The organism is Tumebacillus permanentifrigoris, assembly GCF_003148565.1.
Classification (GTDB): domain Bacteria; phylum Bacillota; class Bacilli; order Tumebacillales; family Tumebacillaceae; genus Tumebacillus; species Tumebacillus permanentifrigoris.
The window spans coordinates 216,124-234,108 of the sequence record NZ_QGGL01000004.1 but is presented as its reverse complement, the minus strand read 5'-3'; the positions used below and the strand labels follow the sequence as shown (position 1 = coordinate 234,108).

The following is a 17,985-nucleotide window of genomic DNA, read 5'->3' as shown; positions in this document are numbered from 1 at the left end:
CGCTTGGTCGTACTAATTTTGTTCGAGAAGGAAGTGTGAAACGAATGAGGCCTCCCCAACAGGATGTTGCCGTTGTCGGGATCGCATGCCGTTTTCCGGGTGCAGATGGGTATGAGCAATTCTGGGAAAATCTCGTGCAGGGCGTCAACTCGATTCGGGAAATGACCCCTGACCGCTGGGATATCCGCGACTTTTATTCACCGAACATCGAGGAGCCGAACAAAACCAACAGCAAGTGGTGCGGTCTCGTCGATAACATTTTTGATTTCGACCATCAGTTCTTCCAGATCTCCCCGCGTGAAGCGATCAACATGGACCCGCAACAGCGGCTCTTGCTGGAAGAGACACATCACTGCATCGAGGACTCTGGCATTCCGTTGCGCGTGCTCCAGCAAAAGAAAACGTCCGTCTACGTGGGCGTGATGACCGCGGACTACCTCCAAGGGCTTAGCGATCCCACGCTGACGACCGATAGCTATGCGGCGCTCGGGAACTACGAGAGCCTGATGGCGAACCGGGTTTCCTATACATTCGACCTGCAAGGGGCCAGTTTGCCGGTCAATGCGGCCTGTGCTTCTTCGATCATCGCGATCCACGAGGCCAAGCGCGCGCTGATCCAAGGGGATTGTGACTTCGCGTTCGCCTCCTGCGTGAACTTGAACATCCATCCCTTGAAGTACATCTCCTTCTCGAAGTCCCGCATGTTAAGTCCAGACGGACAATGCAAAACCTTCGACAAGGATGCGAACGGGTATGTTCCGGGCGATGGCATCGGGGTACTGCTCTTGCAACGTTTGGACAAAGCCATCGAGGACGGCAACCATATCTACGGCGTGATCAAAGGCTCGGCGGTGAACCACACCGGCAAAGGCCAGTCTGTGACCGCCCCGCGCATGAAGGCACAGCGCGATGTCATCCTGGGTGCCTACGAAACTGCGGGCTTTGGCCCGGACACCGTCGGGTATATCGAAGCGCATGGCACGGGCACCTCGCTTGGCGATCCGATTGAAGTCGAAGCGTTGACCCAAGCCTTCCGCGCCTATACGGATGACAACCAGTTCTGCCAAATCGGTTCGGTCAAAACGAACATTGGGCACTTGGAGAGCGCGGCAGGCATGGCCGGTGTGATCAAGGTTCTGATGATGATGAAGCACAGAAAAGTGCCGAAATCCTTAAACGTGCAGACGCTCAACCCCATTATTGATTTTGAGTCCACACCTTTCTCCGTCTCGACCGCTCTACAGGACTGGCGGCCCAGACAAGCGGGACTTCCACTGCGAGCAGGTGTGAGCTCCTTCGGTTTTGGCGGGGTCAATTCCCATGTTTTGATCGAGGAGTATCAAGAAGCGCGTGTACTGCCGGAGTCAGCTCCAGCGCGGGACTCCTACTTCTTCCTGCTATCGGCGAAAAACAAACACAGCTTGGAAAACGTGGTGGCCCAGTGGAGAGCGTTTGTCAACAAGCCTGATTTTGATGCCAGCCGCCTGTGGGACATCAGCAATACCCTGCTGACCGGGAGAGAGAGTTACCCGTATCGCTTCGGCAAGCTGATCCGCAACCAAGCCGAGCTGAAGGAATTCCTGAGATCGGACACGCCTGCGACAGCGAAGACCGTCCGCCAAGGTCGACGCTTGCATGTGCCAGAGACGCCGTGGAACTCTTTTGCTGAAATCAAGTCGTTGTATGTGGAAAACAGTGTCTTCCGCGATCAGCTAGATGCGCTGATTCGCCTGCTGGAGGAACTGCGCGTCCCGCAAAATGTGGTGCAAGGCTTTTTCCAAGAGCAATGGGTAGGGTCGCATCGCAACCTCTATTCCTTCCTCGCAGGCTATGCGTATGCGGCGACGCTGATTGAGCTGGGGGTCGCTCCGAAGCTGTTGGTCGGGGAGCAGTCAGGTCTCCGTGTCGCGCTGGCGATCAGCGGCGTGCTCGATGTGAAGGATCTGCTGGCGGTGTTGAGTGGCAACATGGAGCTTAGTGACGCTGTGCTACAGCGCCCGACGATTCCCTTCTACGATCCGGTGACCGGACAGATCTGGACGCCTGTCCAAGTGGACGGGGAGTACGTGCAGCTGCTCCTGAAAGCACTGGACCAGATTCCGAGCTCGCACAATGCCAAGGTCATCGAACGCTACGTACACAAAGCTCGATTGCTGTATGACTCCCAGTTTACGTTCAAGAAGTTTTTGAATGACTGGCACGATGTGCTTCAGAAACATTCGAGCTATGACCTGCGGGCGCTGTTGTTTACGGACGAGCTGTTGTCGTCGTCAGGTGCCGACCGCTACAAGCAAGAGATCAAGTTGCTGTTGGTGGTGCTGGTCAGTTCGCTTCGCAAGCTCAATCAAAAATGGGCGCTGCGGGACCCGCAGCTTTTGGATAACCCAGGCTTCTATGAACTGATCGATTTGCTGGAAGGCCAAGTCATGACGAAGGAAATGTTCGTCGACTTGCTGTGCAGCGACTACCCGGACACCGAGCAGGCCGCAAAAGTTCTACATGAACGCATCCAAGCGACCGAGCTGTCTCAGGGCTATGCCGTGCTTCGCGAGCACAACCAACGCCTGCAGGATTGGATTCAAGTCGAGGACTGGTTCGAAGTTGCAGCGCGAACGGAAGCGCGTGAGCCGGTTGGTGAGGCGGCGAAATATCTGCAGGTGGATCTGAAAGCAGATGGAGATGCGAACCGGAGCTTGAACGAAACCCTGCTGGCCCTCTGGCTGGAGGGCGCGGAGATCCGCTGGGATCTGCTGGTTCAACACCAGTCCTTCCGCAAGATCAGTTTGCCGGTCTACCCGTTCAAGCGCGACACGTTCCGTTTCGCCGCCAACAAGCCGGACCCACAGACGATCACGATCCAGCAACCAGCTGTTCCTGCCGCACATGTCATCAAAAAGTTGACACGGCCCAACGCCTTGTTAACCAAGCAATGGGCACCGAGCCCGGCGGCAGGGATCAAGACAGGCCACGGCACCGTCGCGATCTTGACCACCTACGCGACCCAATCCTTGGCAGATGCAGTTTCTCAACTGCTGCCAGGTGAAGTACGCATCCTGAATCTCGAAGATCTCCGAGCTGAGCTACAGCAACCGCCACACGTGTGGGAGCAATACGCTGGATGCATCGATCTGTTGGGGTGTGCAAGCGAGGAATCGAGCGATCGGGTTTGGATTTCTTGGCTGCAAAAATGGATCGAGTTCGGCAGACGAGAGGAACTCCTGCTGTTGTGTGTGACCAAAGGGTTGGAAGCCTTCAAGAATCAGCAGGTTCAACTGTCTGGCTCCTCCCGCGCCGGCTTGTACCGGATGTTGCAAAGTGAGTACCGCCACATCCGTTCCCGACATATGGACGGGGAGTCCTCCAGCGCGGATCGGGCGCTGGCGGAACAGATCGTCGCTGAGTTCCGAGCGGAGAGCGAGGAGACGGAGGTTTGCTACCGCGACGGTCAGCGATACCGCGCCTATCTGGAGGAACTGCCGGAGGTAGCGGGAGCGACCACGGCGAGCATTCGATTCTCCCCTGACGAAGTGCTGTTGATCACCGGCGGGACGAGAGGACTGGGCTTCCTCTGCGCACAGCATTTCGTGAAGCACTACGGTGTGAAGCGATTGGTGCTGACCGGGCGAGATGTATTCCCACCGCGAGAGCAGTGGAACTCGTATCAAGGGCAGAGCGGCGCACTGGCCGAGAAATTGCAGGCAATTCAAGAACTGGAACGCCACGGGGTTGATGTGCGGGTCTGGTCGTTGCCGTTGACAGATGCATCCGCCGTGCGCACCAACATCGAGGAAATCAAGCGAACGCTGGGTCCGATCGGTGGGGTCATCCACTGTGCGGGTTCATTGGATCGTGAAAACCCGGCCTTTATCCGCAAGTCGGTCGCCGGAATTGAGCAGACGCTGGGGCCGAAGCTCATCGGTGCTGATCATTTGTATCAAAGCGTCAAACAAGAACCACTGCGGTTCTTTGTCTTGTTCTCGTCGGTTTCTGCCGTCATCCCGACGCTCGCGGCAGGTGTCAGTGATTACGGGATGGCCAATGCGCATTTGGATTACTTTGCCCATGCTGTGGCACAGACGTGCCCGGTCGTCGCGATCCAATGGCCGAGCTGGAAGGAAGCGGGGATGGGCGAGTTCAAAAACACCGCCTATGAACAAACCGGCTTGATGAGCATCACGAACCAAGAAGGCTTGACGATGCTGGATCGAATTCTGGCGGAGAAACCGGGCCGGGTCGTTCTGCCCGCTGTGTACAACCCGGATGTCTGGCACCCGGAAAAATTGATGCAGCGCACTCTAAGGGAGGCTAAAAAAAGTGGAATTCAAACGAAGCAACCACCAGCTCCGGAGGTTCCATCGATGAACCAGAAGGAATTGATCACAGCGACCCAAACGTGGCTGATTTCCCTCTTCTCCAAAGAGATGAACATTGATGCCTCCGAATTCGAGTTGGATATCCAGTTCCAAGACTACGGCATGGACTCGATCCTGCTGGCACAAGTCGTGACACGGATGGACCGCGAACTGAAAACGGTCGCGATGGACCCATCCGTCCTCTTGGAGAATCCGACGATGACCAGTCTGGCGGACTATCTCGCGCAGACGTACCCGGAAGTGCTCGGGGAGCTGTTCTCGATCGGCGCGTCGCACGCGTCGACCAGCGCTTCCACCCAACAAGCGCCTGAGCCGGTTCAACAACAGCAAGTCCACCAACAACAAGTTCAGTCTTCCGCCCCTGAAGCGTCTCGCCAAAAGATGCAAATTGCGGTGGTCGGTCTGGCTTGCCAATTCCCGGATGCACCGAATGCACGGGTCTACTGGGACAACCTGCTCGCGCGCAAAGACAGCATGCGCGAGGTTCCGAAGTCCCGTTGGGACATCAACGAACACTACCATCCGAATGAACACCGCGACGAGAAAAGCATCTCCAAGTGGGGCGGGTTCCTGCCGGATATCGAACAATTCGATCCTGAGTACTTCCACATCCCGGAGTCGCTGGCCGTACAAGTCGACCCCTTGCAGCGCAAGTTCCTTGAAGTAGGGGCTGAAGCGATCGCCGATGCAGGCTATGGCAAAAAAGACCTCTGGAACCAGCAAGTCGGGGTGTTCGTCGGATCGCGGGTCAGCAACTTCCATCAAAAACTCGGCAAAAACAAAAAAGAAACGATCATCGCCACCGGACAAAACTTCATCGCGGCACACATCTCGCATGTGTTCAACTTCAAAGGGCCGAACATGGTCATCGACTCGGCGTGTTCCAGTTCGCTGACCGCCGTACACTTGGCAGCCAAGAGCATCCTGCATGGGGAGTGCGATCTGGCGTTGGCAGGTGGGGTTGAGATCTTGTTGGATGAGACGATGTACCTGACATTGAGTGCAGCCAGCGTCCTGTCACCGGATGGGCGTTGCAAGACATTCAGTGCCAACGCCAACGGGATCGGGCTCGGTGAAGGCTGTGGTGTCCTGCTGCTGAAACCGTTGCAGAAAGCGATTGAAGACGGGAATAAAATCTACGGCATCATCGACGGGTCGGCGATCAACAACGACGGAAATACGATGGGGATCACGACACCGAACCCAGAAGCACAGAAAGAACTGATCGAAAAAGCGATTGCCGATGCCAAGATCAAGGCCGAGAGCATCAACTACGTGGAAACGCACGGCACGGGGACCTTGATCGGGGACCCGATCGAATTGAAAGCCCTGACGCAGGTCTTCGGCAAGTACACGACCAAGCGCCAGTTCTGCGGCGTCGGCAGTGTGAAAAGCAACATCGGACACTTGCTCAGTGCGGCAGGTATGGCGAGCTTGATCAAAGTCCTGCTCGGCCTGACGGAGCGCAAACTTCCGTCTACGTTGCATTGCAGCGAACCGAACCCGCGCTTCCAGTTCCAGGATTCCCCCTTCTACATCGTCCAAGACCAGCAACCGTGGACCAGTGAAGACGGCGTGCTGCGGGCAGGGGTCAGTGCCTTCGGTTTGGGTGGCAACAACGCGCATGTTCTCGTGAGCAACGAAGGGGTCCCGGCATCCCTGCAAGCGCGCCTAGAAAACACCCAGCGAAACAACCTATTTAATAGGAAGAGATACTGGCCGTGGCCGGAGCAAACCGAGGCGCAAGCACCCAGCGCGGCCCCGGTGAACGTGAATCGAGAATCGGAATTCATGTCATTCTTCGATTCCTTTGAGGATGATGGGAGGAACGAATAAATGTCTAGTCAAACTCAAAAAACCTTCGTACAGCGTGTACTTCATAGCAACTATATCGTCCGTGACCACACGGTCCATGAGGTGCGCACATTACCCGGCGTCACGCTGCTGGATATGGTGTACAGGTTGGCTCCGAAATACCTTGGCACGCAAAAAATCGAACTTCGCAACATCCTGTTCATCCAGCCGGTCGTCACCTCCGAAGTGTTTGACAAAAAAGTATCGGTCACCTTCACCCCGCACCACGATCATTGGAAAGTCAACATTTCCAGTCAAAAAGTGAAGGGCGACACGATCCTCGAAGACCAGCAGGTTCAGAACATGGAGTGCCGCATGTACCGGAAGGAAACGGCAACGCAGATTCCCAAGTTCGATGTGCAAGGATTCATCAACCGTGCGGTGCGCAAGTATGACATGGATGATGTGTATGCGATGGCGCGCCAAGTCAAGATTCACCATGACACCTTCATGAAAACCCTCGGCACGGTCTACCAATCGGAACAACAGGAAGAACTGATGCAGCTCGGCTTGAGCGGATTGGCGGAGGAATTCCTGGGCCAATTTTATGCGCACGTCGCGTTCCTCGACGGCTCAACCTTCTCGGGTTCGTCGTACACGCTCAGCCACCAAGCCAAGGGCATTTTCCAAGACGGCACCGCGTATATCCCGTTCATGTTCCAACGGGTCTGCATGTACAAGACCTTCCCGAAAACCATCTATGTCTATACCAAGCAGAACGAAGTGAATGTGCAGAAGGACATCGTGAACCGCAATGTCACGATTTTTGACGAAACGGGTGACGTGCTGGCCGAACTGGAGCAATTGACGTTCAAACGGATTCGCGAGCCGCACTTGATCCGCAAATTGATCGAATGGACGCCCGAAGCGCCCCGTCCAGTCGAACCGGCGGCCGTCCGCCCGATCCAACAAGCAGCACCGGCTCCGACTCCGGCTCCGGCAGTGGTCCAACAAGGCGATGCGCTGGAAGTGGTCATCTCGTACTTGCAACAAGAGATTGCCAAGGAACTGAACAAACCAGCCGAGGACATCTCCATTCAAGCAGGCTTCTACGAGTTAGGGCTTGATTCGAGCCAACTGCTCGACCTCGTCAAAGTTCTGGAAGAGAAAGTGAAGGAACCGCTGTACCCGACCTTGTTGTTCGAGTACTCGACGGTCGAAACGTTAGCCGAGTATGTGCGAGAGAACTGGGCGAGCGTCTTCACCGCCCACGCGCAACCGCAAGTCCAAGCGCAAGTCTCAGCACCGACACCGCAAGCCCAAGTTGCGGCGCACGTTCAGGTGCAAGCCTCTGCACAAGACTCGCTACAGGCGGTCATCTCGTACCTGCAAGCTGAGATCGGCACCGAGCTGAACAAGCCAGCCGACGACATCTCCATTCAAGCCGGGTTCTACGAATTGGGACTCGATTCGAGTCAATTGCTCGAACTGGTCAAAGTCTTGGAGGAAAAAGTCAAAGAACCGCTGTATCCGACCTTGCTGTTCGAATACACGACGATCGAAACGCTGGCCGAATACGTGAAGGACAACTGGGCGTCCGCGTTCCAAACAGCCGCCCCGCAAGCAGCGCCGGCACAGCAGCCGATTGCGGCCGCACCTTCCGCACCGACGCCACAAGTTCTCGAACAAGCGGGGCAAACGATCTTCTTCGAACGGGTGTGGAGCAGACAGGAAGTGGTGGAGAGCGTCACGGTTCCGCCAGCGCGTCGCCATGTGATTGTGTTCTACGACGGTGCATCACCGCTGCAATCCTTCGTGCAAGCACATACACACGCAGAGATTGTCGTGTTGCAGCACGCGAAGGAAGCCAACCTCGTCGATCAGTTTGAAGCGAAACTGAAACAGATGGTGTTGTTGATCCAGTCCCATTTGAAAGAAAAGAAACAGCAGGATTGCTTCCTTCAGATCGTCGCAGAAGTCAAAGACCAAGGCCGCTATGTGTACGCACTGGAAGGGCTTCTCAAAACAGCCGCCTTGGAAACTCCGAAGATTCACACCCAGATCGTCGGCGTGGACTCGTTCGATGCTCTGTCACAGGAGACGATGACCGCCTTGCTGGAACGCGAAGCCCGCCACTTCGGGAAAGGAACTTCCAGCGTTCACTATCGAGGCAAGCAACTGGAACGCCATGTCCATCAACTGGGCGAACTCCATGTACAAGGCAACGCCAGCCAGTCGCCGTATCAGGACAATGGGGTCTACGTGATCACTGGCGGTCTGGGCGGACTCGGCCTGATGGTCGCACATCATATGGCGAGCCTTGCGAAAGTCAGACTCGCGCTGATCGGCCGTTCGAAGTTGAGCGCGGAGAAGGAATCGAGCATCCGCGAGTTGACGAAAAAGGGCGCACAAGTCCTGTACTTGCAAGCGGACCTCGCCAATGAATCCGAAACACTCCGCGCCCTGCGCGCCATCCGAGAGCGTTGGGGGACGATCACCGGGATTCACCACTGTGCTGGCGTCGTTAGAGACCAGTTCCTCGTACAGAAAAACCCGGATACGATCCGTGAGGTAGTACAGCCCAAGCTAAAAGGGCTTTGGAATCTCGATCAAGTGTTGCGCGATGAGCAACTGGACTTCTTGGTCCTCTACTCCTCGATCTCCGCTGTGATCGGGAACTTGGGCCAATCCGACTATGCCAGTGCGAACGTCTTCCTCGACTTGTTCGCTGAGCAGCGCAACGAGTTGGCGGCACAGGGCAAACGTCATGGCAAGTGCATTTCGGTAAACTGGCCGCTGTGGGCAGACGGGGGCATGCAAATTGATGCGGATATGAAAAACCGCCTGTTCGCCTCGACCGGTCTGCTACCGATGCCTTCCGCAGAAGGTCTCGCTGTGCTGGATGCTTCCTTGCAACAGAGCCGTCCGCAAGTCGGCGTCTTTTACGGAGACGAAGCTCTGATTCGCCAAAAGCAACAAGCGAACATCGCCACCGCAGCACTTGAACCTGTCGCGTACACGGCGTCTGCCGCTCCGGCGCAAGCACTGCCAGGTCTGCAGGAGGACATTGCCATCATCGGGGTCTCCGGTCGTTATCCGATGGCGAACTCGATGGAGGAACTCTATGCCAACCTGAAGGCGGGCAAGGATTGCGTCACCGGCCTGCCAAAAGATCGCTGGAACGATCAGATCTTCCCATATGAGGTGGAAGACCTCTATCAACATGGCGGGTTTGTCGACAAAATCGACGAATTCGATCCGATCTTCTTCAACATCTCGCCGTACCAAGCGGAGATGATGGACCCGCAAGCGCGACTTTTCCTGCAATCAGCATGGGAAGCTTGCGAGGATGCGGGGTTCCAGATCAACCGCAACAAGCATGAGTATGCTTCCTCCAGCGACCGCAGCGTCGGGGTCTTCGCCGGCGTCTTCTGGAACCACTACGAATTGTACGCAGCGGAGATGACGCAACAGGGCACGCCGATGTCGTTCGGGATCGGTTCGGCGCAGATTCCGAACATGGTTTCCTACAGTTTGAATCTGCACGGTCCTTCGTTGGCGGTGGACACGATGTGCTCCTCGTCCTTGACAGCGATTCACTTGGCTTCGGACAGCATCCGACGTGGAGAATGTCAGTTCGCGATTGCGGGCGGCGTAAACCTCGTCACGCACCCACACAAGTACTTGTTCCTCAAGCGGGCGCAATTCCTGTCCTCTGACGGGCGTTGCAGAAGCTTCGGCAAGGACGGGGACGGCTACGTGCCGGGTGAAGGTGTCGGGACGCTGTTGCTGACCACCGTGTCCCAAGCTGAAAAAGAAGGCTACCCGATCTACGGTGTGATCAAAGGCTCTGCCTTGAATCATGTCGGCAAAACCTCGGGACCGATGGTACCAGACCCGGTTGCCCAATCCGAAGTCATCGCCGATGCGATCAGACGCGCCAACATCGACCCGCGCACGATCAGCTACATCGAAGCACATGGCACCGGGACCTCGCTCGGCGATCCGATCGAACTGCAAGGGCTGGAGAAAGCCTTCCGCAAATGGAGTTCGGACAAGCAATACTGTGCCATCGGGTCTCTGAAATCGAATATCGGCCATCTGGAAGCAGCGGCTGGCGTGGCAGGCATCACGAAACTGCTGTTGCAGTTGAAGCACCACGAGATCTTCCCGTCCTTGCACTCGGAGGAATTGAATCCGTACCTCTCGTTTGAGAATTCGTCCTTCTATATGGAGCGCACACATCGCGAATGGAAGCGTCCTGAGATCGAAGTGGATGGCAAAGTCACGGTGTTCCCGAGACGCGCAGGCATCAGTTCGTTCGGCGCGAACGGAAGCAACGCCCATCTGATCATCGAAGAGTACATCCCGCAACCGTCGAAGCTCGCCTCCACGCCACACAGCGCCGACCCTGTCCTCGTGCCGCTGTCGGCAAAAAGCGCGGAGCGCTTGCTCCTGTCGGCGACCAAGCTGCTGCAGCATCTGAACGGGACGGAAGACCTCCAGAGCTTGGCCTACACGCTCCAAGTCGGGCGTGAAGTCATGAACACCCGAGTTGCATTTGTCGTGAACTCAACGGAGGAACTGATTCAGAAGCTGAGCGCGTTTGTCGAGGGGAGATCCGGCATCACCAACTGTTTCCAAGGTGAGGCCAAGGAAGGCAAGCGCTCGACCGGCAGTGTCGAGAACCTGGAAGACAGAGCCCAACTCGCACAACAGTGGGTAGAAGGCGCTACCGTGGATTGGAACAAGCTGTACGCGGGCACCAAGCCGCGTCGGGTACACTTGCCGACCTATCCGTTCGCCAACGAACGCTACTGGGTCCCGCAATTGGAAAAGCAAGTCACCGGAAACTCGGCACGCACAGTGCTCGCGGCGCTGCCCTCCACAACGTATCTCCATCCGTTGTTGCATCGCAACACGTCCGACCTGTACGAGCAGCGATTCAGCACCACCTTGACGGGCAGCGAGTTTTTCCTCGCCGACCATCAGATCAACGGACGCAAAGTGCTCCCTGGCGTCGCCTATCTGGAGATGGCGCGAGCAGCGATCACCGAAGCGGCGATCGCGCATGAGGAACAGCCCGACCAAGTCCGCGTCAAACTGAAGCATGTGGCGTGGGCCAGCCCGATTCATGTCGAGGAGGAGCCAGTCGACGTACACATCGGACTCTATCCAGAAGACAACGGGGAGATCGCCTTTGAGGTCTACAATGGCGAGCAGGAAGTTGCCAGCCAAGGCCGTCTGAGCCTGTCGCAAACAACGGAAGCACCGCATGTCGATCTGCAAGCCTTGCAAGCCGCCTGCCGCCTCCGTGAAGTCACCGCTGCAGAATGCTACGATGCCTTCCAAGAGTTAGGCTTCGCATATGGGAAAGGCCATCAAGCGATTGAGCGCGTGCTGGTCGGTGAAGGCCAAGTGTTGGCGCGCTTGCAACTGCCGACCACGTTGGAAACGACGGCGGACCTCTACACGCTGCACCCGAGTTTGCTGGATGCGGCGCTGCAATCCACGATGCTCCTCAGCGGCGAATGGCCGAGCAAGCAGAAGCTGCGCGTACCATTTGCGCTCGAAGAACTGGAAGTGTTCGGGGCCTGTGCATCCCAGATGTGGGCACACGTTCGCTACAGTGCAGGCAGCGTGGCGGGGGGCCGGGTCCAAAAGCTGGATCTGGATCTCACAGACGAGTCGGGCAACGTCCTCGTGCGACTGAAAGGATTCTCGTCGCGGGAGTTTGATGGTGACACCAGCTCGACAGATCCGTACACCACACTGCTGTTCGAACCGGCATGGACGGAGCAAAAAGCGTCATCCGACGCTGTACCTGACTATGCGCGGCATGTAGTGTTCCTCTGCGAGCCGGCCGATGGATTGTCTGAGCGTATCGCAAGCGAACTGAGCGGCGCAGTCAGCATCACCTTGCAATCTGCGGAGGCAGGCATCGCAGCCCGCTATCAAGCCTATGCCCTGCAAGTGTTCGAACATCTGCAAGAAATCATCCGCGAAAAAGCGGATGGCAACATCCTCGTCCAAATCGTCACCGCGCACCAAGGGGAGCAACGCCTGTTCTCCGGGCTGGCAGGGATGTTACAGACCGCAGGGCTTGAGAATCCGAAGATCATCGGTCAGCTGATCGAATGGGATTCCGCTCAGGACCAAGGCCTGCTGGTTGCGAAACTGAACGAAAACAGACAGAGCCCTGCTGATCGCTTGATCAAGTACGCAGACGGGACACGCTGGGTGGCAACGTGGCGTGAAGTCGAAGTCCAGTCCCCAGCGGTGCAACAACTTCCGTGGCAGGAGGACGGCGTCTATCTGATCACGGGTGGTGCAGGCGGTTTAGGTCTGGTCTTTGCAACCGAGATCGCATCGCACGCGAAGCAGGCCACCTTGGTTCTGACGGGCCGTTCGCAACTCAGCGCTGCGAAGCTGGAGCAGTTGAAGGCGCTGGAAGCGATGGGCGCGACCGTGGCATACAAACAAGCGGATGTAGCAGACAGAGAAGCCGCAGACGCATTGATCCAGAGCATCGTGCAACAGTACGGGAAATTGAACGGGATCATTCACAGTGCGGGTGTGATCCACGACAACTTTATCTTGAAGAAAACGACAGCAGAAGTCAGCGGCGTGCTGGCACCTAAAGTATCCGGGATCGTCCACTTGGATGAAGCGAGCGCTTCCTTGCCACTTGATTTCTTCGTCTTCTTCTCCTCGCTTGCTGGAGCGGTCGGCAATGCCGGTCAAGCCGATTATGCGGCGGCGAATGCCTTCATGGATCGCTATGCGCACTACCGCAATGGCTTGGTGGCTGCTCAACAGCGCACGGGCAAGACGCTCTCGATGAACTGGCCGCTCTGGAAAGAAGGCGGGATGCAGGTTCACGAGGATACGCAACAGATGATGTTGCGCACGATGGGAATTCTCCCGCTGGAAACCAAAACGGGGATGGAACTCTTTTATCAAGCGGTCGCAACAGACCAGCATCAGTTCGTCGGGCTGCAAGGACACGCGACCCGCATGAAGGACTTGCTGGGTGCGAAACGCGTGGTGCAGATGACCCAGACACCACAGGTCAAGGCGGAAACTCCGGCAACCTCGACCGTTTCTGCGGCTGAGCTGAGTGAGAAAGCTGTTCAGTACTTCAAAAAGCAACTGTCTTCCGTGCTCAAGCTACCGGCCAATCGGATTGAAGCCAAAGTAGCGCTGGAAGACTACGGCATCGATTCTGTCATGATCATGCAGTTGACCGATGAACTGGAGACAGTGTTCGGTTCGCTGTCCAAGACACTGTTCTTCGAATACCAAAGCATCCAAGAACTGACGCAGTACTTCCTGCAGTCCCATCCAGAGCAGATGAAGGAACTCTTGGATCTGAAGGACAAACCGCGAGCAGCCGCTGCTCCTGCGCAAGTCACCGCCGTCGCGGAACCGAAGCCGGCCAAAGGACGAGCGCGCGGTCGGAAGCGTTCGCGCTTTGCCACCGCTAGCACAGCATCTGAACCCAAAGCGGCGACGTCCCAAGACATCGCGATCATCGGGCTCTCCGGTCGTTATCCAGGTGCCGAGAATCTGAAGCAGTTCTGGGAGAATCTCAAGGCTGGCAAGAATTCCATCACCGAGATCCCCGAGGATCGCTGGAATCACCGCCTGTACTACGACGAACGCAAGAACACGGTCGGGAAAACATACGGCAAGTGGGGCGGTTTCGTAGACGGGGTCGACCAATTCGATCCGCTGTTCTTCAACATCTCACCGCGTGAAGCCGAGATGATGGACCCACAGGAGCGATTGTTCCTGCAGAGCGCCTACGAAGCGATTGAAGATGCGGGCTACACACGAGAGGGCTTGAACGGGGTGCGCGACCACGACTTGACTGGCAATGTAGGGGTCTTCGTGGGCGTGATGTACGAAGAGTATCACCTGTACGTCGCACAAGGAAAAGGCCAAGAGCAACCGTTCGCCATCGGTGGCCATCCGGCATCGATTGCCAACCGCGTCTCGTACTTCTTCAACTTCCACGGACCGAGTTTGGCGCTGGATACGATGTGCTCCTCCTCGTTGACCGCGATTCACCTCGCGTGCCAGAGCTTGCTCAAAAAGGAGTCGGAAGTGGCGATTGCCGGTGGCGTAAACGTCTCCGTGCATCCGAACAAATACTTGGAATTGGCCCAAGGCAGCTTCCTCTCCAGCAAAGGTCTTTGTGAAAGCTTCGGCGCAGGTGGCGACGGGTACGTGCCGGGAGAAGGCGTCGGCGCAGTCCTGCTCAAGCCGCTGGCGAAGGCGATTGCCGATGGAGACCACATCTATGGCATCGTGAAGGGAACCGCGATCAATCATGGCGGGAAAACCAACGGATACACCGTTCCGAACCCCATCGCCCAAGCGGCAGTCATCGGCAAGGCTCTGGAGGCAGCGGGCGTTCACCCGCGCACGATGAGCTACCTCGAAGCGCATGGCACCGGAACTTCGCTGGGCGACCCGATCGAAATTGCCGGGTTGAGCCGCAGCTTCAAAGCCTACACAACAGACAACCAGTACTGTGCGATCGGATCTGTGAAGTCGAACATCGGGCATTGTGAGAGCGCGGCAGGCATGTCCGGCCTCACGAAAGTACTGCTCCAGATGAAGCACGGGCAATTGGTACCGTCCCTGCACTCGCAGATCCTGAATCCGAACATTGACTTCAGCCAAACGCCGTTCGTAGTCCAGCAAGAGCTGGCCGAATGGAAGCGACCGATCATCGAGCTCGATGGGCAGACCCGGGAATACCCGAGAATCGCCGGGCTCTCGTCCTTCGGCGCAGGTGGCGCCAATGCCCACGTGGTCATCGAGGAATACATCCCGACCGCCGAAGCGTCCGACTCGACCCTGACGATCACCCCGCAGAATCCGGCCGTGATCATCCTGTCTGCGAAGACGGAAGAACGTCTGCAGGAGCAAGTGAAGCAACTGCTGACGGCGATCCGCGAAGAATCCTATTCGGACGCGCTGCTCGCAGATCTGGCGTACACGCTCCAAGTGGGCCGTGAACAGATGGATGAGCGCTTGGGCCTGATCGTTGAATCGGTTGCTGAGTTGGAAGCGAAGCTGAGCGGATATCTCGAAAAACCAGCGAGTGCTGAAGAGGTGTACCGTGGACAGATCAAGCGCAACAAAGAGATGCTGTCGATCTTCGCAGACGACGATGATCTGCAGGAAGCTGTCGACCGTTGGATTGAGCGCAGAAAGTATACCAAGCTGTTGGAACTGTGGGTGAAGGGTCTCTATCTGGATTGGAGCAAGCTCTACACCGAGCAACGCGCCCGCCGCATCTCCCTGCCGACCTATCCGTTCGCGAGAGAGCGGTACTGGGTACCTCAAGCCAAGGCAGCTTCGAACAGCCCAAGCGCCGCGGCAACGCCTGCCGTCTTGCACCCGCTGTTGCACCGCAACACATCGGTTCTGTCGGAACAACGCTACAGCACCACTTTGACGGGACAGGAGTTCTTCCTCACCGATCATCGCGTGCAAGGGCGTAAAGTGCTGCCGGGCGCTGCCTACTTGGAGATGGCACGCGTCGCAGTGGAAAACGCGACAGGCGGACCCGGTGAGGAGGCCGTGGCCTTCGCACTGAAAAACGTGGTCTGGAGTTCCCCGATCTTCGTCGACGACGAGCCGGTCGAGGTACACATCGGACTTTACGAGGAAGACCAAGGGGATATCTCCTACGAGATCTACCGCGAGCATGGCGAGCACGGCGAGCGAGTCGTGTACAGCCAAGGGATTGCGGAACATCGCGAAGACACGCTCGCACCGAGCCTCGATCTCGATGCGATTCGGGCGGACTGCAACCTGAACGTGCTGACATCGGAAGCGTGCTATCGTGCGTTTGGCAACATGGGGCTGGAGTATGGAGAAGCCCATCGCGGAATCGATGTCGTGTATGCGGGTCAGGACCAAGCCTTGGCGAAACTGACGCTGGCGTCCTGCATCAGCGGCACTGAGCAACACTATGTGCTCCACCCGGCCTTGATCGATTCGGCGATCCAGTCTTCGATCGGCTTGATCATCGGGTCGCAAGAACCGGCCCTGCCGTTCGCGCTGGAAGAACTGGAAGTGTTCGGCCCTTGCGTCTCCACGATGTGGGCATACGTCCGCTACATGGAGGGCAGCCAAGCGGGAGACAAAGTGCAGAAGCTAGACATCGATGTCTGCGATGCATTGGGCAACGTCCGGGTGCGGATGAGCGGATTCACGACGCGGCTGACCGAAAAGGGAACCCCGAACGAATCGACGGGAACCCTGATGCTGGAGCCGACTTGGACCCTGCAAAGCGTAGACCCTACGACTGCTGAGCCGCACTACAGCCAGCATCTCGTCTTGCTCTGCGAAGCGGATGAAGAGGTTTTTGCACACATTGGCGGCACCATGAGCGGTGCCACCTGCATCCAATTGCACGCAGAGGGCACGGGCATTGCGGAACGCTACCAAGCGTATGCGGCACAGACGTTGGAGCAGTTGCAAGGAATCATCCAGTCGAAACCGCAAGGCAATGTCTTGATTCAAGTGGCGACTTCCCAGCACGGCGAGCAGCAATTGTTCGCGGGACTGAAGGGGATGCTGCAGACGGCGAGACTTGAGAATCCGAAGCTCATCACCCAGATGATCGAGTGGGAGGGTGCGCATGACGCGACTGCGCGTGTTGCACAGCTCATGGAAAACAAACTCAGCCCGGCGGATCAGCACATTCGCTACGCAGATGGCAAGCGTTGGGTCGCAGGTTGGCAGGAGATTGAAGCTCTGCAAAACCTCACTCCCCAGTGGAAGGATGAGGGTGTGTATCTCATCACCGGCGGTGCCGGAGGGCTTGGGCTGATCTTCGCGGAGGAGATCGCTCGTCAAGCGCAACAGCCTGTGTTGATCCTGACCGGGAGATCGGAGTTGAGCGCTGAGAAGCAGGCGCAGCTCAAGATCGTAGAAGCCTTGGGTGCAAAAGTCAGCTACCAACGAGTGGACGTCGCCGATGCAGGGGATGTTCAAGGGCTGATGAACAGCATCCGAGCGGAATACGGCAATCTGAACGGCATTATCCACAGCGCAGGAATCACGAAGGACAACTACATCCTGCGCAAGACCGTCGGTGAGCTTCAGCAAGTCTTCGCTCCCAAAGTAGCGGGCGTGATGAACTTGGATGCAGGGAGCCGCGAGTTCGAACTGGACTTCTTCGTCCTCTTCTCCTCGGTTGCCGGCGCACTTGGCAATGCGGGTCAAGCAGACTACGCGGCGGCGAATGCATTCCTAGACCGTTATGCACAGTACCGCAACGAACAAGTGGCGGCCAACCAACGTCGAGGTCAGACGATCTCCATCAACTGGCCGCTCTGGCAAGAGGGCGGCATGCAGGTGGATGCCGAGGTTGAAAAAATGATGCTGCAGAACTTGGGCCTGAAACTGTTGCGCACAGGAGTTGGCATCGAATCGTTCCAGCAAGCCTTGTCCGTCGGGACATCGGAAGTGATCGTCGTGGAAGGGCATGTTCCCACGTTGAGAACTACGTTCGGAGCCGCTACAAGCCAGCCGGTGGAAACAGCGGATGAATTTTTCCTGGATATGATCGAGCAGATGTTGAGTTCAGACGTAGAGATCGACCAACTTATCGGGAGTGATTGGAAAATTTCCTAGAGGGAAAAAGGCGCAGGGGAACAGCCTATCATGGGGTTCCCCTGAGTCTAATAGGAGAAACCATGCGAGCGAGGTCATATGAATGAATGATCAATTGAAAGCATTGTACAGCCAGCTTCAAGCAGGGAAGATCACGAAGGACGAAGCGGCGAAACAA

General features: G+C 56.9%; 2 protein-coding genes. Both read left to right on the top strand.

What is annotated here, in order from left to right:
• The first annotated feature begins 44 nt into the window (after positions 1-44).
• Positions 45-6,209: a type I polyketide synthase gene (locus C7459_RS06215; RefSeq protein ID WP_109687462.1), complete on the top strand. Its 6,165-nt coding sequence runs from the start codon at positions 45-47 to the stop codon at positions 6,207-6,209.
• Positions 6,210-17,828, top strand: a complete 11,619-nt coding sequence (locus C7459_RS06210; RefSeq protein WP_109687460.1) for an SDR family NAD(P)-dependent oxidoreductase — start codon at positions 6,210-6,212, stop codon at positions 17,826-17,828.
• The last annotated feature ends 157 nt before the right edge of the window (positions 17,829-17,985 follow it).

Coding starts and splice junctions, on each gene's coding strand:
- C7459_RS06215 (WP_109687462.1), top strand. CDS start 45: ATGAGGCCTCCCCAACAGGATGTTGCCGTTGTCGGGATCGCATGCCGT.
- C7459_RS06210 (WP_109687460.1), top strand. CDS start 6,210: ATGTCTAGTCAAACTCAAAAAACCTTCGTACAGCGTGTACTTCATAGC.